Here is a 19,727-nt window from a genome sequence, read left to right on the forward strand (position 1 = left end):
GGAGATCCCTCACCCTCGCTGCGCTCGGGTTCGGGATGACGTGGGGAGTTACCTTTATTTTAAAAACTGTAATGATTGATATCGATTACCTCAAGCTAGGCTAATGTGAAAAATATTTTCATCTCACATTCAGGCTATAAAGAACAAGTTTAATCTAAATTCTAGATGGAATTGCATACATAGTTAAATCTTATTGAAATTCTATAGCGCTATCCACTGTAAAATAGACGTTGTCTTAATGTATAAAATTCAAACAACCCATTTATGGTCTATAATTAATCAAGCGTCACTTTTGATAAAGAAAAATACAAGGAGGTTATCATGTTACGTTGGGCCCTCATATTTTTCATTATTGCAATCATTGCAGCAGCTTTCGGATTTGGCGGCATTGCAGTAGCGGCAGCAGGAATTGCGAAAATATTATTCTTTTTATTTCTGGTTGTCTTTGTCGTATTTCTAGTGATGGGGTTACTTGCTCGACGACCACCTCCCCCATTATAAAATCATTTAGCCCGGGGCGAAACGAACTGGAACCCGGGAATTCTCAATGTGAATAAAACGGATTAATCTGGATTACTTATTCATTCAATTAATCAAAAAGTTTAATTTGAATTTCTCGCGATGAACTTTTCCAAGCTCTTTTCATGATTTCCGTATTAAAAGAAATGCCAAAATCACCCATTTGATTAAGAGCAATGATACCCATTTCTCCATTTAACTTTTTATTGCGTTCATGAATTACATAATCACAAGCCTCTTGTAGCGGCATATCAAACTCCATCATCATGGATATAGTATGGCCAACCACCCCTCTGATTAAATATTCACCTTCACCAGTTCCAGATACTGCGCAGGTAGCATTATTAGCATAACATCCCGCACCAATCACACAACTGTCACCGATTCGCCCAGGAAGACAATTGCTGATTCCACCTGTTGATGTTCCCGCAGCAAGATTTCCTTGTAAATCTAAAGCCACTGCACCTACTGTTCCTTTCATTTTCTTTTTCTGAATTTCTTCCATCGTTTCTATTTTATTAAGCTTTTGATATACCTCATACTGATACGGAGTTATAAAATAAGATTCAGCTTCAATTTCCATACCATATTTCTTTGCTAACTCTAAAGCACCATATCCAGAAAGAAAGACATGTCGTGTTTTCTCCATAACTAATCGAGCAAGACGAATTGGATTTTTTACCGTACGAACCATAGACACTGCACCAGCTTGCAGATCCTTACCATCCATAAGCGAAGCATCCATTTCCACTTCACCTCGAGAATTTAAAGCCGATCCTCTTCCCGCGTTAAATAAAGGATTATCTTCAAGAATTCCAACCGCTTCTTCTACTGCATCTAAAGCAGAACCACCTTTATCAAGCACTTCATAACCCATTTCCGTAGCTTTAGCTAAACCCAGCGCAAATTCTTGTTGATGTTCTCGCAAAAAAGAATAATTTTCACTAGCACCACCATGTACTGCAATTGCAATTTTATTCATAAGGTTTATTCCATCACTTAGATTGTTTGCTTACAGGGATTGCAGGATTTGCCAGAGTACGATCTGCAATTGAAAATTGACACCCCTTTACCAAAAGATGGACGATCAAATTTTCAACAAATACGGGCTCCCCTTCTTCAACTTCAGTAATGTTCGTTTGATCAATAGTTCTTCCATCAATGATAACCACCATACCTGAGCCATAACATTCTGCATCCGATCCATTTCGAATCACCAAAGCAGTATCTTCCCCTAAACCAATACCCAATTGTTCCGGGTTCATAATAATTGCATGCGCAAGACGACTAAATCGCCCTCGTTTGATGAAATGTGTATCAATAATACAGGACTGTAAGATTCCTAAACCTGAAGAAGTTAATAAATTTCGATATCTTAAGGCCTCTGATAAACCTCCACCAGTAATCATAACCGTGCCCATAACCATAGCCCCGGCGCTGGTTCCAGCTATAATAAACTCACTATCTTCCTGATATCTTTCTTTAATAATATCAACAATAGGAGTGCCACCTAGTATGGTTGATAAGCGAAACTGATCCCCTCCGGTAAAAAAAATAGCTCCAGCATCTTCTGCTCTTTTTAAATATTCGTCCTGACGTGCCTCACTTCTATTTTTTATGGGAAGAAATCCTATATTGGAATAACCCATGTTTTGAAAAACTCTTTGATATATTTTTTTTACTTCATCCTGAATTTCAGAACCGGTAGTAATAATTTCTATTTTCTTATTTGATGGAGGCAATAATTCATTGAGAATCTCATAACGTGTAAATTCCTTTTTTTGATCCAAAATATCCAGAGGTTCATTATCGCCCTTATCTTCAGCACCTCCAATAATCAATAACTTAGCTTTGGGTGTCATTGTAAACCTCATTCACCAGCATCAATTGTTTTTCCTTTTTCTTGAGAAAATTAGTTGTTTCAAATACATCTTCAACGGCGCAAAAGATAAAAGTATTTGGATCGGCTATTTCCATCATATGTTCAATAGCCTCAAGCTCATCTGAAATGATATTTAAAGACGGTTTAAAATCAGAGCGAAGTATTCCTGCAACAAAAAGACGATTTATTTCATGATGTGTGCGCCCTCTTCGGTCTTTATCATGACGAATGACGATCTCATCAAACATAGAAGCAACGTGATAGCCTAATTTTTCGATATCCTCATCACGCCGATCGCCAACTACTCCAATAATTCCTATTTTTTTAGCACAATGAATCGAATCAAGATAATTTTTTAATTCACAAAATGCACCTTCGTTATGTGCATAATCGATCATAACTTGGCAATGAGGGAATTTAAACAGATTCATTCTACCTGGAAGATTCTCAACAGTAGGCAGGAAGATTTCGAGGGCTTCTTTTATTTTCTCCATAGAAAAATGACTGATCACGCCCGCTAATGTGGCCGCCAGGATATTCATAATCATAGCAGTAGCAGCGCCCTGAAAACTTAGCGGTATTGATTTTATATCTGCCAAAACCGTTCGTTCCGAGCCTCTTTGGATTACGATACTGCCTTGAGCAATATACGCGGCCAACCCACCTAAACTGCAATGTCGCCTAATCCTGAGACTTTCAAACATACTAAATAAAGCAATATTACACGTTAAATCATTTCTTAAATCATAGGTTAAATCGTCATCAGCATTTAAAATAGCATAGCCTGTTTCTTTCGTACTCCGCGCCACAACGGATTTAACCTGCGCTAATTCTTCAAGAGTATGAATATCATTTAATCCCAAGTGATCTCCTGTAATATTAGTAATTACACTAATATCCGATTCATCAAAACCTAATCCCGAGCGTAAAATTCCGCCCCGAGCACATTCTAGGACCGCATAATCGACTTCAGGATCATACAAAACTACTTGAGCACTGGCAGGACCACTGCAATCTCCGCTATAGATCAATTTGTTATTTATATAAATTCCTTCGGTTGTGGTATAGCCTGTGTAATGATTTGCAAAACGTGCTAGATGAGCAATTAAGCGGACAACCGATGTTTTGCCGTTAGTGCCTGTAACTGCAACTACCGGAATCCTTGATGTTAAATTAGAGGGATAAAGCATATTTAAAATAGGCTCTGCTACATTCCGTGGCGTACCTTCATTGGGGGATAAATGCATTCTTAATCCTGGTCCTGCATTTACCTCAATAATGGCGCCATTATTTTCATTGAGAGGAGAAGCGATATCTTTTGCAATTACATCAATTCCACAAATATCCAAATTCACAAGTCGTGCTGCACGCTCTGCAAGAAAAATATTAAATGGATGAACCGCTTCGGTAACATCTTTGGCTGTACCACCTGAGCTCAAATTTGCAGTTTCTTTTAAATATAAAATGTGATCTTTTGGCAAAATACTTTCCAGAGTAAGGTTATTTTGTCTTAAAATCGACAAAGTTGACTCATCAATCTTGATTGTTGTCAGCATATTCTCATGAGAATCACCCCGATTTGGATCCGCATTCGCATGCTCAATTAATTGACTAATTGTAAGTCTTCCATCACCTCTAACTTGAGCGGGGGTACGCTTTGCTACAGCAACTACTTTATAATTTATCACTAAAAATCGATAATCATCTCCGACAATAAAACGCTCAATTATCAATTCATTAGAATTTTTTTTCGCCAACTCATAACCAAAAATTGCTTTATTGATATCCGTAATATTAGTCGTCACCCCTTTTCCATGATTTCCATTGTGTGGCTTTATTACCAAAGGAAATCCTAATTGCTGTATTGCATCCTTTAATTCTTCTTCGGATGTAATAACAAACCCTTGTGGTGTTGGAATAAGATTGGCGTTTAGAATCTGTTTGGTAAGTTCTTTATCAGAAGCAATATCCACACCAACAGAACTCGTTTTCGAGGATACGGATGCCCAAATCTTTTTTTGATTTCGACCGTATCCAAATGTAATTAAAGAAGTATTTTCATAACGTTTCCAAGGTATTTTTCTTTTTTTCGCTTCATCAACAAGTGCCTGTGTACTTGGTCCCAACCCCTGTTGTTTAAAAATTGCTTTTAAGTGATTGATTGCCTCATCAAGAGGATATTCTTTACCCTCTGCTATGGATTTGATGAAATTGACTGCGACCTGTCCGGCATACAAGCCAGCTTCCTCAATTTGGTATGCATATATCACTTGATAAACGCCATACTCATTAGTTCCATAAGTTCTGCCAAAACCACACTCCATTCCTGCAAGACACTGCAACTCCAAAGCAACGTGTTCGATCACATGTCCCAGCCAGGTTCCCTCTTCTATTCTTTTTAAAAATCCACCTTCAATCCCCAAAGAACAACGATGCTTGTCTAAACTAGGTAGATTTTTGATCAATCGCTCCTTAAACCCAACCAACAGATTCGTGGGAAACTCCTCATATATCCCTAAATCAAGTTTGATAACAATGAGTTCTCTTCTGTAGTTCGACCAATAATTCGGGCCTTTCAAGACTTGGGTTTTTAAAATGTTCATTAGCATTCCTTTGGCTTATAATGAATTACTGAAAACTCTTTTTAGCATAGGAAGAATTATTTAATTCTTCAAATCCATTTAAAAAATAATTGATTTGTGGATCAAGGTGAACTAAGGAAAATACTTAATTCTTTGAAAGAAAATAATTTTTATGAAAATTTACCTGCATTCCCAATAAAGAAATGCAGGTAAAATAGATTTTTTTAAATATTGCACGTGATCTGAGTACAGTCTCGACGGTGCTTTTCTGCAAAAGCAAATGATGTGTCAGCAGAGATTGCATGTTCTGACATGTAATTATGTGATTACCAAGGATATGCGATATGATTTTTAGGGTTTACATGACAAGTTCCATTACGGTAACAGGATGTCCTTTGAAACTATCCGTATCTATAATGTTCCATCCTAATGATTGGTAATAATTCGGAATTGTTCGATCAAAAGCAAAAAGATAAAGCACTTTATATCCCATTTTTTTGGCTTGCTCTTTAGTTACCTCAATAAGACGTTGACCAAGTCCTTGTCTTTGATATTCAGGTTTTACCGATAAAGAGCCCAGCCATGGCATTAAATCAGGGCGGATACCATCATTTTCACGTAAACTACACATGCCTACTGGTTTTTCTTCATCGAATGCCACAAAGGTCATTGGCAGCTTTTCATTATTCGCATGGTCAAGAAAACGCTGTTCAACATCGGCAAGCGGTACATCAGGTAGCCAAATTTTTCCAAGTCCTTCTCGCCAAATCAGAGCAAGCTCAGGAATCGCATCAAGATTATTTTGCAGAAGTTCAATTCTTATCATTTTTAATACCCATTAATTTTTTACATTACCTAGTTAATCAAACTGATCAGGATACATCGTGTATTTCTCTTTTACCACTGGTACTCCCAACAGTTAATATGAAGCAGATATACAGTTAAATTGGTGATTTGCCATATCTATTTAAAGTATAAAGTCCCATGTTTCTTGCTATTTCACCCTCCGCAAAAAACACTTTTCCCTTTATTTCTTTTTGTAGTAATGTAGCTTCTTCTTCATTATGGGTACGGATCACAACTTCTATATCTGGATTAAGTTGGGTTGCATATTGAATCATCTTTCTTACATGAACCGTATCTGATATTACAAGAATAAGCATACTGGCATGAGCAATATGACTTTGAATAAGCACCGATGGCTTAGATGCATCTCCATAAACTGCTGGGATACCAGAAATTCGTAAATCTTCTATTAGCTCTCGATTATCATCTACCACAACATAAGGAACTGCATTTTCAGAAAGTAGCTGAGCAACGCGCTTTCCCACTCGCCCATATCCTACCAAAACAACTTGCCCTGCAAGGTACTCCTCTGTAGTTGTCATTGGTAATTCAGTTAATGGATCTTTTGAACGCTCAAATATCTCAATTAGTTTAGGGTGAGATTTTGCCCAGGAATGTATGGGATTTATTAATCTAAATATAAGCGGATTAATTGCTATTGAGATCAATGCACCAGCCAAAATAAAACTTTGCCCTTCTACTGGAAGAAGACCTAGGCGAGTCCCAATCTCAGCAAGAATAAAAGAAAACTCACCAATTTGTGCCAAACTTGCTGATACGATTAATGCTGATTGTAACGGATAGCGAAAAGCAAGAACTATTATAAACGCTGCAATCGATTTTCCAATAACAATGATACCTACAACAGTCAGAACCTGCAGTGGTTGTTTCACCAAGACAGCAGGATTAAATAACATACCTACAGAAACAAAAAACAACACTGCAAATGCATCTCGCAATGGCAAAGATTCTTCGGCAGCACGATGACTAAAAGCGGACTCCCTCATAATCATCCCAGCAAAAAAAGCGCCTAAAGCAAAAGACACTCCAAACAATTGAGCCGCCACATAGGCAATACTAATTGCGGCAGTAACAACACATAAAGTAAATAATTCATGTGACCCTGTACGGGCAACATGCCAAAGCAATTTTGGAAAAAACCGACGCCCAACCAGAAACATCAATGCAATAAAAGTTGAAACCTTTATCAATGTAAGACCAAGTACAAACCATAATGGTTTATGAATACTTTCTGATGCATTAGTACCTAACCATTGAGATAATGGCGGAAGCAATACAAGCACAACAACCATGGCTAGATCTTCTACCAAGAGCCAGCCCACTGCGATATGACCATTAATTGTTTCTAAGGTTCCCCTCTCCTCAAGTGCTCTTAATAAAACAATTGTACTTGCAACCGATAATGAAAGCCCAAAAATTAATGCATAACCATAATTCCAACCCCACATGAGGGCAGTACAACCGCCCAATAGTGTTGCTACAATCATTTGCACAAGCGCGCCAGGAATTGCGACCTTGCGAACGTGCATCAAATCGGATAATGAGAAATGCAAACCCACGCCAAACATAAGTAGCATAACGCCAATTTCTGCAAGTTCTTGAGCAATTTCAACATTGGCCATTAGCCCGGGAGTAAATGGTCCTATAGCAACACCGGCTAATAAATAGCCTACCAAAGCTGGAATTTTGAATCGTACCGCAATGAACCCCATGATCAATGCCAAAGCAAATCCCATTGCAACGGTAGTAATCAATGGAAGTGCGTGATTCATCCTAAACTATCCTTATCTAATCTATTCTTTAGAAATCGTTATTCACATGCGTATCTATTAATTAAATTGAATTTTACTTCACTATGAAATGACCTATCTGAGATAAAAATAATTCACTCGGTCCCTATTCATTTAATATAGTAAGTTTCCCTTAGATATCAACCACATAATAATAAGCCTGTATACATAAATAATATTCTGTAGTCGATGAACTGTTTGTATCGTTCAATCAATTGCTACTGAAGCTCTAAATATAACGATCAAAAATGAAATTTTGATTAAATTGGCTTTGCGAATAAATTGTATTTTTTAACCAATTATATAAAGATTATTATTTTATATATTGTTAAAATATTTTCTTTCAGAACAATTAGTTAGCTCTGCGGCAGTACTCATTTTTTTGAACTCATAATAATAAAATCGGGGACTTATAATTATGATAAGATGGTTAAATAGTTTTCTCATCCCTCGTCCACGATTGAATCAGTATCAATTAGCGGGATGGACCCCTAATCGTATCGCTGATTCTGGACTTGGTTGCAAACTGCTCGCCGATGTAATGATTCCCATGCAAGATGGAGTTCATCTGTCAGCAGATGTCTATACCCCAGCAAAATCTGGAAAATATCCTGTTATTTTACAGTTTTCTGCCTATAATCGTGACTTGCATACCACAGGTCTCCCCAGTGGAAATAATGAAATAGGTTCCCCTCCGGTAATTACTGATAGAGGGTACGTGCAAGTTATTGTCACTGCGAGATCCATCGGACGTTCTGAAGGTACTTTTCAACCCTGGCAAAATGAACAAGAAACCCAAGATCATGCTCATTGTATTGAATGGGCAGCACAACAACCTTGGTCAAATGGTGACGTCTGTTTATTTGGAACATCTTATTATGGCATGAATCAAGCCAGCGTTGCTGCACTTAACCCTCCATCTTTGCGCGCTTTTTTCGCTAATGAAATTTGTACTGACTTCTACCGACATCTTTTCCACTACGGCGGTGTATTTAATGCTGATTTTTTAAATTTATGGGTAGGAGCTAACTTTAATCCGGCAACAGTACATCGCTATATAGCCCCTTGGAAAAGAGCATTACTCAGCCATCTTATCAGTTATCCTTGGTTATGGAATAAATTGATTAAGCCAAACTTAACTAAAATTATTGCAAGATTCAAAAAAAATCATGTAATTCCTGAAGCACTTCGCTGGTACATCCATCTTATGGTGGATAGCAACTCAAGAGAAGAAACTCAAATTACACAAGGGCCATTTCAAAAATTAAATCAGATCCATGTTCCTTTTGTTACCGTTCAAAATTTAGGTAATATTGCATTACATCAATTTGGATGTTACGACCTATTTGAACACGCAAGCACCCCACAAGATAAAAAATGGATGATTCTGGGTCCTGCTGAATACGAGTTACCGGTATATTCCTGGCAATTGGAAGCTCTTGCTTTTTTTGATCATATTGTTAAGGGAGTTGATAACGGATACTCTGGCCTGCCGCCGGTACGTTATTGGGTAGAAGGAAAAAAACAATTTGAGTCTGCTGCAAACTTCCCCATTCCAGAAATGCAGTCCCATACGCTTTACCTTCAAAGAACATCAATTAATCTGGAACGTCGAACATTGCAGCATCAAATACCCGATGAAGACCAAGATTCCTGGATTTCTATTCCTCCAGGCGCAGAAGTCTTACCTGGGATAGAGCAATTCGAAACACAAAAGTTGGCGTATGAATTACTTTTTGAGCAAGAAACAACAATAGCAGGACCTATCACGTTACAACTTAAATACAGCTGTAATGAAATTGATTCCTATGTAATTGCTCGATTAGGAAAAATAGATTGTGAAGGGAATTATCGTCTTTTATCTATGGGGCATCTGCGTCCGGCGACACGAACCCTCGATTCCAGTAGTACCCGTTGCGAATTGGCCATTAATACATCGATGCTAACCCCTCTTCAACCTAATATACCTGTTTTATTGCGTTTTAGTATGACACCAATTGCCTCGTTCTTTAAAAAAAGTGAACGTTTGCTTTTAGAAATTGCCAGTCGCTGTGACCAACTATATGTCAGTATGAATGAAGGATTTATTGTTCCTTATACAACTGTTCCACCATATTATTGTCGTAACAAAATCTACTATGGAAGTGAATCTTATATAGAACTTCCCTTTAAACAGGAAGCTCATTAACAGACATCATTTGGAGGTAATGCAAGATATAACCTAATGACTTTGGACCAGGCCAAAGGTGCCTCACCAAAGTTACAACTGCTGAATCCTAATCTATACTAAAAATAGTTTGTGGCATAGAGCAAAGGAATAATAATGAATACTCATTCTGGTAGTGGCCGCGGCGACATTCATACTCTGTACCGAGGTCAATCTGTAGATAATCTTATCATTGAATATATGGAAGAAAATAACATTCCTGGAATGTCTTTGGCAATTGTGCAGGCGCCTTATATTACACGGGTAGTTGGTTATGGATTCGCAGATACAGAAAAAAAACGTCTAGTCTCTACTCGCACCCTTTTTCATGTGGGACAATTAACGCATGCATTTACTGCGGTAGCTATAATGCAACTAATCGAAGAAGGAAAACTACAATTAGATGACTCGATTTCCGCCTCCTTATCGTACTTACCTCAAGCATGGCAAGATGTTACCATTAGACAATTATTAACTCACAGTTCAGGAATACCCGATTATTCAGAGTGCGAAGGTTTTTATTTTCATAAAGATTATAAACCCGAGGAGATTTTTAGTTTAATCCAAGATCCCAATTTATTATTTACTTCAGGCACCAAAATGCAACCCAGTGCCTCAAATTATTACTTACTTGGAATTATTATTGAAAACATCAGCGGCATGAGTTATGAAGCTTATGTTACCAAAAATCAAATTGAACGCGTAGGGTTGAAACGTACCTTCTTTATCAAAAATACCTCCTCCATTGATAATGAAGTGCATAATGGCACTAACCCTTTCAAGCACAGTGAGTTTTTACATAATCCCTCTTATATCGACCCAGTAGAGGTCGCTGTTGGTTATAAAACGGATAATAAAGCGGCTCCAGAGCTTACTTGGACAACCACTTTTGCCCACATTGGCATAGTTGCCTCCGCAGAAGATATTAGCCTATGGGATATCAGTCTGGCGGGAACTATTTTAGTCAGAGAAACCGAAAATAGAGATTTTCTATATCATTGCATTACTTTAAATAATAAAACAGTCATCCCTGGAAATGCCGGCTGGCTATTCCCTGGCCATCCTGGCTTAATGGAGATAAAAGGTAACATTCCTGGTTTTTCAGCTTTTTTAAGCCGTTTTACCGCACCTAATGAGCTTTTATGTGTCACTCTTTTAGCCAATAAAGAGAATTTATTTGATTTGGATATTTTAGGCCGTAAAATTGCAGCCGCATTTGATATTAAGCTGGCGGCTCCAGCAGGACCAGGCTCACAAACACTACAAAGTCCATATTCCGTCTCCCAAACAATAGAACGAATCACCAACATGATTGCCCAAAAGGGAGGGAAAATATTTGCTCATATTGATCACAGTAGTGAAGCCAAAAAGGTGAATCAATCACTGCTACCTACAGAGGTACTTATCATAGGCAACCCTGAAAAAGGAACACCATTAATGCAAGAGAATGCGGCGGTTGCACTTGATTTACCCTTACGGATAATGGCTACGGAAGATCAAAGTGGGCAGGTATGGTTAAGTTTCACCGATCCAATTGAATTAGGTAAAGAATACCATTTACATGATAATCAATTAAAACAAATCGCTACTGCATTACGCATACTTTGTGAAAAAGCCGTCTCAGCACAAAGTATCATTTGAGATAACTTATCGCCTGGGTGAGGAGCAAGCCCTAACCCAGGAAAAGCTAGCCAGGAAAAAACTTGCGGTCGCTACACAGGAGATATCGTCCCCATCTAGAAACAACTTGCCCCTTAATGACTCGAAAAATGGTACAAAAAAGATGACCATACCTCAAGTTCACTACACCCAAGGTAACCCTGCATTCATATTTTTTCTTCTATTTCATAGTTTTGGATGAGCGCGGGATTTTCTGGGGATAATGTGAAGCTGACTTTAAGATTTGCTTTTTCTCCGCGAATAATAAAATACCCTCGTAATTGATTTTCTGGAATCACAGCACCCACATTAAGAATTTTACCTGCCTTGGCAAAAAGACTCTGGGTTTTCTTTTGCAATGAAGCAATTGATGAATCCAGGAAGAAATTCACTGCGAACAGTCCGCTTGTTTTTGCACTCTTCCATTCAGGTAATAATTTTATCAATGCTTTTTGCCTTTCATTCAAAAGGTGTGAAGGAGGTAACTGTCGAGGTTCTAGCTGAGTTTTTTTAATAAGTTCATTGACCACTTTAACATTAATTTCATCAGCAGCCGCATAGGTTACATTAGTGAGTAAAACAACACCTATCCCATATTCAGGCAATATGAACCAATTACTACCGAAACCGGGTAACCCACCGCTATGTCCTACTGATACTTTGTCGTTACAATCTTTAGCCCATCTTAATCCATAACCATATGCATTAATTGTTGGACATTCTTTACCATTTACTTTACTTGTTGAATTCACCGCATAAAGTCGCCAAGGTTGATGCATTTCACGAATGGAACTTCTTTTAATTATCCCGGTTTCTGCATCATCTCGAGGCGGCCACGCAAATTGATGTAATGCAGCATAATGACTAAATGATTCAATCGAGGTAATCATGCCACCCATGGAAGCATAACTACCATCGTGCAATAAGGCTTCCTCGATCCAGTGTCCATTCTCCCATCGATAACCATGAGCTAATTGATTTGCCGGAACTTGAGCATATTCCCATGCCGCATGTTTCATTTCTAAAGGTTGCCAAATATGTGCCGCAATATATTTCTGATAGGAAATTCCTGATACTTTTTTAACAATCAAACCTAGGAGAGCAAACCCCAGATTGCTGTACTCAAATGATATTCCGGAGGCATTAGATAAAGAGATCCCTTGTTTTACCAATGCAACCAATTCTTCATCGGTCTTATTCAGATTTCTATCTCCCCATGGATTATCTTCAGGAAAGCCAGCGCTGTGAGTTAATAAATCACGAATGGTAATCTCAGGTGCATCTTGAGTTAATTTCTGATTTTTCAGTTCAGGAATATAAAGAGATGCGGGGTCATCCAATCTTAGTTTACCCTCATCTCTGAGTTTTAAAATAGCCATGGCCGTAAAACTTTTGGTCATCGATGCAATGCGAAACATGGATTGAGGCGTAGCAGGAATTTTTTTCGCAATATCAATATAACCACCACTCCCGGTATGTATTAGTTTCCCATCTAAAATAATCCCATAAGCATAACCAGGAACATGATTTTTTTCTGCATATTGCTGATACATTTTATCAATAGCCGGGTATTCCAGCTGAACTTTTACAAGCCGATTATTTTCAGTGAAGACGGGCGGAAGATAGGAAGCATTATTTTGACCATTGGCGACGAGAGGAACTAATGCAGTAAGCACACATATTTTTTTTATGAAAAAACGCCCCATAAAATGAACCTTTGATAAATCGATTTATGAAGGCGAAGTATATAATATTTATTGACTGAAATTGACTTAAAATGAAGAATAGAGATTCTGTAAACAGTTACTAATTTTACTGGAATAATCGAATGAAATTTTCGACACTATTAAGAATGATGCGATTTTGGCCACCTTTTTGGGGTGCTGGAATCAGTGTAAAAAGTTTTCATTCTGATGGTACTCAGATTGTCGTCCAGATGAAGATGCGTTTTTGGAATAAAAATTATGTCGGAACGCATTATGGTGGCTCCATGTACTCGATGACTGATCCGTTTTATATGTTGATGTTAATGAATTTATTAGGAAAGGGATATGTTGTCTGGGATAAATCAGCTTCCATTCGTTATAAAATACCCGCTAAAGGTACCCTTTATGCACAATTTAAATTATCGCCAGAACAGGTTGAAAACATTAGACTTAAAGTCAATGAGGCAAAAAAAATTGACTCAGAATTTATTGTGCCTATAACTGATGAGGAAGGAAAAGTGGTTGCCGAAGTGAAAAAGATTCTTTCTATTATCAAAAAATAATAGAGCAACAAGTTTGAACATCACACTCATCTATTTAACAAAGGGGTATACTAAGAGCAGCCTCCCATCTTGAGTCGCTATAACAAGACTCAAACTCAAGAATCAAATTTCATGGCTATTATGTAAGTACAATTCGGGCTGGCCATTCTTACAAGTAAGCCTGATTTGGCTTAATGAGACACTGGATTCAGTAAAAATATCAACTTCCAAAAGTAAAAGTATATAGTTTAACTCCAGGCTCAAGTGTAATAATTTGTAAATATCCATTGGTGAATTTTTTTTGTGAAATCAACTCATAAATGGCATATTTATCGACTACGATCGTACGTTCTTGTAATTTTTCTCCCGATTGTTGGTCAGATAGGATTACCTTAACCGTGATAGGGGTTGCTGTATTATTTCCCATAACAGCATAAACTTTGCGTGCATTAAAGTGAATTTTTAGAGCAGCATTTGCTTCTGCGGATACAATGTTCTCTGCGTTGACCTGCCATAATCCATCCAAACTCCATGCATTTGACGATAATTTATCGGAACAATGATATTGGGTGGTTTTATCTTTGATAAGCTCCGGACTGTAATCAGAGTCAGCTTTTGCATAGCCCAAATAAGTTTCTGGCGTTTGGGTGAGATTGAATGAAATACCTTTTAAAGGTTTTAAAGTGCTTAAATCATTGACCCCTAATAAATAGCGAATGTTATTTTCCATAACATCATATTCGCCTTCACCAAAATGTCTGTAAACCACAAAGCCCTTTTTGTTAATTAAATAATGTGCAGGCCAATAATGATTTTGATAATTTCTCCAGGTTACAAATTGATTATCGAGGGCTACAGGATAAGCAATTCCATATTGCTTCACTGCCGTTTTGACATTATCTAAGTTTTTTTCAAAATCAAACTCTGGTGTGTGGATACCAATAATCACCAAACCTTTATCATGATAACGTCGATACCAATCTTTGATGTAAGGGATGGTACGCAAACAATTGATGCATGAATATGTCCAGAAATCGATTAAAACTACTTTTCCATGCAAATCAACTAAACGTAAAGGAGGCGAATTAATCCATGCCTCGATACCTTGTATTGGTGGGGCTGGATAAGTAAACCATAAGCCATTGATGAGTGAATTTGAGGTTTTAATTCCTGTTTGAGGGGTCACTGAAGATGAGACTACCTCTCCTTCAAAGTAAATCATGTACACCACACTCGCAATAATTATCCCTCCTAAAAATTTACGAAAGAGAGTGGCTCTTGTTTTAAAAAAAGTGAACGTATTAATTATTTTTTTCCCATATAGGGAAATAATAAACATAGGAATTGCAGCGCCAAGAGCAAATGCAAGCAACGTCAAGAAAGTAATTATTGTTGTTTCCTGTAATGCTGTTTGCACAATAATTGCAGCCAGAATTGGACCTGCACAAGGCGTCCAAATAAGTGCAATGATCCCTCCTAAAAAAAGTCCATTCCAAAAACCTCCTTCTGGTTTATGGGCAGTTGAAAAAAAACCACCTATTCGGGTAAATCCTTGTGTTATTTTGCCAAATTGTTCTGTTAAATAATTTGAGATCATGATGAGGCCTAAAAGAAGCAAAATGGCATAACCGAATTCTCGAATCAAATTAAAATCAACATTTAAATAACGCACTAATTGATGAGAAAAAAACACAAATAAGGAAAAAAACAAAGTAAAACCAACAATAATCCCCATTGGTCGTTTTTTGGATCCTGAGAGTGAACCGGCCAAAAAAATAGGTAGAATAGGTAAAATACAAGGAGAAATAATTAAACAAAATCCTTCTATAAACCCCAAAATAATATTAATAAAATTCGCTTCCATTTTATTTCCGGAAATCGCAATTCATTTTCAGTCAATATATTGTGCAGTCATTATTTGATTTTTATTGTGATTGCAGATATCCATTGCTGCAAATGCAAAAAATAAATTGGCGCGAAAAAAATCAAATACAAATTATGACTCGTTACAAACGCACATGAGCCCCACTTTCTTGTAGTCGCTTGGCAACAACTAACTGAATATTGTCTCGTGCTCGCGCAGGAAAATATTGATAAACTGCCAAAAAATCCCTTGCGGTAATCGTAAGAAACTGACACGCAGTTATGGTGCTAATACGCGCCGTCCTACGAATATTACGTAATATGGCAATTTCCCCGAACACATCGCCTGGACCCAAAGTATTAATCCGCTTCCACCCCATAGATTGGGTTTTTATAGAAACTTGAACAGTACCTCGAATAATAATATATAGTTTATCCCCTATTTCACCTTGCTCTATGACAATCTCTTCAGGTCTGTAGTTCGCAATAACACATTTATCAGCAAGCATTTTTTGCTCAATCAGTCCAATACCTGTAAAAATGGTCGCTCGAGAAAGGATGGGTATAATTTCCGCTTGAGATAAACTATTACTAGGTTCCATATACTTTCTCCCTATTCAAAATGATATCCTGGCAACGAGGCACCTACTAATCATAGTATAGTTGTATTTTTTAAAAATTTTTAAAATCAGAATAGTCACGTAATTGGTCACAAAACAATTGTCCCAATAATAATAAAACACTGATTAAATCTGCTACTCCCCCTGGACTAATTCCTATCTCAGAAAAGTGCTCATGTAATTCCAATGCTTTTTGTTGGCGAGTTTGCACACAGCGAATTGCTAATAGTTCGGCAGCTTTACATTTTGCATAATCTAAACCTGACTTACCCTTCCTATGAAGAATATTGGTATCATCCATATGCAGTAAAAGCTCTGAGTAAGCAAATAAACAGACCGTATCCAGTGATTGGGTTTCAATAAAAAGGGAAATGAAGGCAGGAAGTAACTTAAAAATCAATTCATAACCCTGCATCGCCATTTGCCTGGCATCAATAACCTTATATTTTCGACGTACTAATGCGCCGTGGCTTTCCGGATTTTCACGGTGGTCCGCCAAATATTTTGGCCAATCCTTCAATATTTGCCGATGAACATCCATAGGAGTGAATTGCTTCTTTTCATGAGCCAACCTCATCACTGATATACAGATTATACCCAAAGCAAAAATAGCTCCACGATGAGTGTTTATTCCCCCAGTTTTTTCCAGCATTCGCTGTTCCGCCTCAATAGCTACTTGTTTTAATTCCTCAAAAGAGTTATTGATGAATCCCATTTTGGTAATTTGATAAAAATAGTGGCGTAAAGTAAATAGGCTACGGTAAAATATTTCACCATTCATATCATGATGCGCGCCAGCATCCACAAAACTGACCAAACCTGGTTTTGGATACGCTTTGACTTCAAAATAAAGCGCTCTAACCGCCATTTTGGCAAGCGTTCTTTCACAGCAGAGGATAGTGTTCATAAAGTTCAATTCGTGATAACAACGTAACCTTGTCCTGACTCTTACATAACAGTTTTTTTGCAGCTGAGCTGAGTAACTCTTTGAGAGAAATATCGCCAAAACCAGGAAATCGCACTTCACCATCAATCGTTCGGTTAAATCTTTCTGTTAATACCCCAACTAATTCTCGAAGAGCAATCAAAGAATGTCCTTGATAACTGAGGAGTAAATCAAGATCTGAATCAGGCTCAACAAAAGAATCCCCTGATAAATAGTGAAATAAAAATGATCCATACACCGCAATATCAGAAATCAGATACAATTCAAGAATACGATTTAACTCCTTTATCCCATAATAATGGGAAAAGAAATCCTGCATCTCAACAAGTTGAGGAAGCGGCTTTTGTTTTTGCACTAACGATGGTGCAACGCGTAAACCAACTCGATGTTTTTTATTGGCAAACAAAAGAGTTAATCCAAGACTTATTGTCTCTTGAGGAACTAATTGTTTGGCATAAATGCAAGGCAAGCCTTTTGCAAGCCAAAGTGTCACCTGTTCTTCAATCACATGCTTCTCTTCATGAAATGAAGTAATAGCAAAATCAGCGTTCGGTTGAAGATAAATTAGATGATGTCGTTGTGGACTCATAAATGATTGGCTACTTTATTGATAATCGAGTAAGCGAGTTTTCTTCCTTCGCGTTCACTGCCAAGGAGTGCTCGCTCATCTTTAGTATTGTTCTTTTGAATTGCCAATTCAATTTTTGCAGCAAGTTCAGATGGACTTACAATCTCATGCAATCCGCCAAGTTCATAAAAATTTTGTACCCCAGGTGCAAAAACTGGAAATGTCTTGCTAAGCTCTTGAAGTGTACTCAATTCTATTTTAGTCACCTTTGCAATACCTTCCAGCCACATCACAGCCAAACTTGCATCAGGCAACGCTAAAATTGTATCTGCCATTAAGCCATAGGCAATAAATGCGCCACCTAATGCTTGATTGTACACAAGCGATATCAAAGCATTTCCTTGTTGGCGTAAACACTCCAAACATTCAAGCAAATGGCCAAAATATTGTTGCATCCCCAACCATTCGTCACGCATTGTTAACTCTTGCCCCGCAACATCGACTAAAAGCAAAACAGGATCTTTTGATTGACTCTCAAGAATATCGATGATGTGCTGAGCCATAATGAGTGCTTGTTCTACGCCAAGGAATGTTGATTCCTTTACTCCAAGAAGATGAATCGGTTGATTATTCAAAGTTGCTTGTCCATAAACAACAGATTGGTTCTCTGCCAACCTGATTTCCTGAGAAAATATCTGCTTGAGAAGATCCTTTAAGGCAACCATTTCTTATTCCTTTGTATTATCGCAGCTAAATGCTTTGTAGCCAGGTTAAAAATTAATTACAATTCTTTTCTTTTTTTATATTTTTTGCTGCGTTTAAAAATTCCTGTTCACTCATATCAAAAAGAGTTGCAGCATAATTTGGAGCAACTTTATTAAGATAAGCCCCCTCTTCCTGATATCCGTGAGTTTCCTGAAAACGTTTTTTTAACAAAGAATGCTTTTGTTTTATGGAATTAAGATTCAATGGAACGCTTTGATCAAGAGCAGCAATCAGTTTAGTGCGTATTACTGCCACATCAGAGCCAACATAGCTTTGAGCAATATCCTGTAAATAGCGTGTTTTACCTCCATATACACGCCATACCAAAGCCCTATCCTGTGAATTAAATGCATGAATTCCCGCTACTGCCTGAATCACCTCAGGCCCCGACACACCAATACGCCCTACTTCATTAATTACAAGATAATCCAAACAAGCAGAAATAATTCCCATACCACCAAAAGCACCATTTTTACCACAAACAACACCGATAGTGGTTATTCCATGATGACGTGCTTCGAAAATAGCACGAATTATTTCTGAAATTGCTATTTCTCCTGCATTTGCCTCATGTAAACGCACACCACCGCTATCAATAAGAAGGATCACTGCTTTAGCTTGGGTTCTTATTGCTGCTTTGAATAAACCAGTAAGTTTTGCCCCGTGAATTTCACCTACAGCCCCCCCCATGAAATCCTTTTGCTGAGCGGCAACAAGGACTTTATTTTTTTGTAACAATGCAGAACCGATGACGATTCCGTCATCTGCTTCACCAGGCAAATTTAAAGCAGCTAAATAAGGGCTATACAGCTTTTCATCGGTGAGCCACTCAATGAACGAATCCGCATCAAAAACAACCTGAATTCGTTCACGTGCATCAAGCTCTTCATAATTAGTCCCTTTTTTGCAATTACCCTGAAACTCATCCAATGCTTGGCTTAAACGTAATAAAACAACTGCAGGTGTTGCTCCATTATCATTGAGCGTAAATTGCAAACCAATGGGTTGATGTTGGCTGACAAAATCCCCAATAACCATTTTCCAAACTGGCTTATAATGTTCAATTGCAGTCTGGATCGTGAAAATCGTTTCAGAATTCGTATTTTCCTCAATAATGACTTCCAGATTTCCGGAACCAACAACCCCACAAACCGTTTTTTTACCTCGCAACCGCTCTCCAGAAAGTGCAAAGCGAAACTCAATCATTTCCAT

General features: G+C 37.8%; 16 protein-coding genes. 4 read left to right on the forward strand and 12 right to left on the reverse strand.

Annotation, left to right across the window (positions count from 1 at the left end):
• The first annotated feature begins 321 nt into the window (after nucleotides 1-321).
• Complete coding sequence (locus BW930_RS10215; RefSeq protein ID WP_058467099.1) at nucleotides 322-501, forward strand: DUF1328 family protein; 180 nt, start codon at nucleotides 322-324, stop codon at nucleotides 499-501.
• An 88-nt stretch (nucleotides 502-589) separates the two neighbouring features.
• Here the strand turns inward: BW930_RS10215 and BW930_RS10220 are convergent, their stop codons facing one another.
• The 5 genes from BW930_RS10220 to BW930_RS10240 form a co-directional block, all read right to left on the reverse strand.
• Entirely contained in the window at nucleotides 590-1,501 is a 912-nt protein-coding gene (locus tag BW930_RS10220; RefSeq protein WP_058467100.1) for an isoaspartyl peptidase/L-asparaginase family protein, read from the reverse strand.
• 13 nt (nucleotides 1,502-1,514) lie between these two features.
• Nucleotides 1,515-2,381, reverse strand: a complete 867-nt coding sequence (locus tag BW930_RS10225) for a cyanophycinase (protein WP_058467101.1) — start codon at nucleotides 2,379-2,381, stop codon at nucleotides 1,515-1,517.
• Nucleotides 2,365-5,004, reverse strand: a complete 2,640-nt coding sequence (gene cphA / locus BW930_RS10230) for a cyanophycin synthetase (protein ID WP_058467102.1) — start codon at nucleotides 5,002-5,004, stop codon at nucleotides 2,365-2,367. Before cphA ends, BW930_RS10225 begins: the two co-directional genes overlap by 17 nt.
• A 337-nt stretch (nucleotides 5,005-5,341) precedes the next feature.
• Nucleotides 5,342-5,809 carry a GNAT family N-acetyltransferase gene (locus BW930_RS10235; protein ID WP_058467103.1) on the reverse strand — a complete coding sequence of 156 codons (468 nt, stop codon included), beginning with the start codon at nucleotides 5,807-5,809 and terminating at the stop codon, nucleotides 5,342-5,344.
• A 115-nt stretch (nucleotides 5,810-5,924) separates the two neighbouring features.
• Nucleotides 5,925-7,622, reverse strand: a complete 1,698-nt coding sequence (locus BW930_RS10240) for a cation:proton antiporter (protein ID WP_058467104.1) — start codon at nucleotides 7,620-7,622, stop codon at nucleotides 5,925-5,927.
• 436 nt (nucleotides 7,623-8,058) lie between these two features.
• Between BW930_RS10240 and BW930_RS10245 the strand changes: the two genes are divergently transcribed.
• Together BW930_RS10245 and BW930_RS10250 are read left to right on the forward strand one after the other, a co-directional pair.
• Nucleotides 8,059-9,828 carry a CocE/NonD family hydrolase gene (locus BW930_RS10245; RefSeq protein ID WP_058467105.1) on the forward strand — a complete coding sequence of 590 codons (1,770 nt, stop codon included), beginning with the start codon at nucleotides 8,059-8,061 and terminating at the stop codon, nucleotides 9,826-9,828.
• A gap of 135 nt (nucleotides 9,829-9,963) precedes the next feature.
• Nucleotides 9,964-11,487, forward strand: coding sequence for a serine hydrolase (locus tag BW930_RS10250; RefSeq protein ID WP_058467106.1), 1,524 nt, complete (start codon nucleotides 9,964-9,966; stop codon nucleotides 11,485-11,487).
• A gap of 185 nt (nucleotides 11,488-11,672) precedes the next feature.
• Here the strand turns inward: BW930_RS10250 and BW930_RS10255 are convergent, their stop codons facing one another.
• Complete coding sequence (locus tag BW930_RS10255; protein WP_058467107.1) at nucleotides 11,673-13,211, reverse strand: serine hydrolase domain-containing protein; 1,539 nt, start codon at nucleotides 13,209-13,211, stop codon at nucleotides 11,673-11,675.
• Nucleotides 13,212-13,333: 122 nt separating this feature from the next.
• On the opposite strand from BW930_RS10255, the gene BW930_RS10260 reads away from it, so the two are divergent.
• The gene (locus BW930_RS10260; RefSeq protein ID WP_058467108.1) at nucleotides 13,334-13,774 is read left to right on the forward strand and encodes a DUF4442 domain-containing protein; all 441 of its coding nucleotides are present in this window, start codon (nucleotides 13,334-13,336) and stop codon (nucleotides 13,772-13,774) included.
• Nucleotides 13,775-13,973: 199 nt separating this feature from the next.
• Here the strand turns inward: BW930_RS10260 and BW930_RS10265 are convergent, their stop codons facing one another.
• From BW930_RS10265 to BW930_RS10290, 6 genes are all read right to left on the reverse strand, one after another.
• Nucleotides 13,974-15,617 (reverse strand): cytochrome c biogenesis protein DipZ, encoded by a 1,644-nt coding sequence (locus BW930_RS10265; protein ID WP_058467109.1) that lies wholly within the window; start codon nucleotides 15,615-15,617, stop codon nucleotides 13,974-13,976.
• Nucleotides 15,618-15,759: 142 nt separating this feature from the next.
• Nucleotides 15,760-16,218, reverse strand: a complete 459-nt coding sequence (locus tag BW930_RS10270; protein WP_058467110.1) for a cyclic nucleotide-binding domain-containing protein — start codon at nucleotides 16,216-16,218, stop codon at nucleotides 15,760-15,762.
• Nucleotides 16,219-16,288: 70 nt separating this feature from the next.
• Entirely contained in the window at nucleotides 16,289-17,143 is an 855-nt protein-coding gene (locus BW930_RS10275; RefSeq protein WP_058467111.1) for a triphosphoribosyl-dephospho-CoA synthase, read from the reverse strand.
• Nucleotides 17,121-17,771, reverse strand: coding sequence for a phosphoribosyl-dephospho-CoA transferase MdcG domain-containing protein (locus tag BW930_RS10280; RefSeq protein WP_058467112.1), 651 nt, complete (start codon nucleotides 17,769-17,771; stop codon nucleotides 17,121-17,123). The genes BW930_RS10275 and BW930_RS10280 overlap by 23 nt, the downstream gene beginning before the upstream one ends.
• On the reverse strand, nucleotides 17,768-18,475 hold the full coding sequence (locus tag BW930_RS10285; RefSeq protein WP_058467113.1) for a biotin-independent malonate decarboxylase subunit gamma: 708 nt from the start codon (nucleotides 18,473-18,475) through the stop codon (nucleotides 17,768-17,770). Before BW930_RS10285 ends, BW930_RS10280 begins: the two co-directional genes overlap by 4 nt.
• Before the next feature lie 52 nt (nucleotides 18,476-18,527).
• Complete coding sequence (locus BW930_RS10290; protein ID WP_058467114.1) at nucleotides 18,528-19,727, reverse strand: biotin-independent malonate decarboxylase subunit beta; 1,200 nt, start codon at nucleotides 19,725-19,727, stop codon at nucleotides 18,528-18,530.

Origin of the sequence: Fluoribacter gormanii (assembly GCF_900156395.1) — a bacterium.
Lineage (GTDB): Bacteria > Pseudomonadota > Gammaproteobacteria > Legionellales > Legionellaceae > Legionella > Legionella gormanii.

Coding starts and splice junctions, on each gene's coding strand:
- BW930_RS10215 (WP_058467099.1), top strand. CDS start 322: ATGTTACGTTGGGCCCTCATATTTTTCATTATTGCAATCATTGCAGCA.
- BW930_RS10220 (WP_058467100.1), bottom strand. CDS start 1,501: ATGAATAAAATTGCAATTGCAGTACATGGTGGTGCTAGTGAAAATTAT.
- BW930_RS10225 (WP_058467101.1), bottom strand. CDS start 2,381: ATGACACCCAAAGCTAAGTTATTGATTATTGGAGGTGCTGAAGATAAG.
- cphA (WP_058467102.1), bottom strand. CDS start 5,004: ATGAACATTTTAAAAACCCAAGTCTTGAAAGGCCCGAATTATTGGTCG.
- BW930_RS10235 (WP_058467103.1), bottom strand. CDS start 5,809: ATGATAAGAATTGAACTTCTGCAAAATAATCTTGATGCGATTCCTGAG.
- BW930_RS10240 (WP_058467104.1), bottom strand. CDS start 7,622: ATGAATCACGCACTTCCATTGATTACTACCGTTGCAATGGGATTTGCT.
- BW930_RS10245 (WP_058467105.1), top strand. CDS start 8,059: ATGATAAGATGGTTAAATAGTTTTCTCATCCCTCGTCCACGATTGAAT.
- BW930_RS10250 (WP_058467106.1), top strand. CDS start 9,964: ATGAATACTCATTCTGGTAGTGGCCGCGGCGACATTCATACTCTGTAC.
- BW930_RS10255 (WP_058467107.1), bottom strand. CDS start 13,211: ATGGGGCGTTTTTTCATAAAAAAAATATGTGTGCTTACTGCATTAGTT.
- BW930_RS10260 (WP_058467108.1), top strand. CDS start 13,334: ATGAAATTTTCGACACTATTAAGAATGATGCGATTTTGGCCACCTTTT.
- BW930_RS10265 (WP_058467109.1), bottom strand. CDS start 15,617: ATGGAAGCGAATTTTATTAATATTATTTTGGGGTTTATAGAAGGATTT.
- BW930_RS10270 (WP_058467110.1), bottom strand. CDS start 16,218: ATGGAACCTAGTAATAGTTTATCTCAAGCGGAAATTATACCCATCCTT.
- BW930_RS10275 (WP_058467111.1), bottom strand. CDS start 17,143: ATGAACACTATCCTCTGCTGTGAAAGAACGCTTGCCAAAATGGCGGTT.
- BW930_RS10280 (WP_058467112.1), bottom strand. CDS start 17,771: ATGAGTCCACAACGACATCATCTAATTTATCTTCAACCGAACGCTGAT.
- BW930_RS10285 (WP_058467113.1), bottom strand. CDS start 18,475: ATGGTTGCCTTAAAGGATCTTCTCAAGCAGATATTTTCTCAGGAAATC.
- BW930_RS10290 (WP_058467114.1), bottom strand. CDS start 19,727: ATGGAAATGATTGAGTTTCGCTTTGCACTTTCTGGAGAGCGGTTGCGA.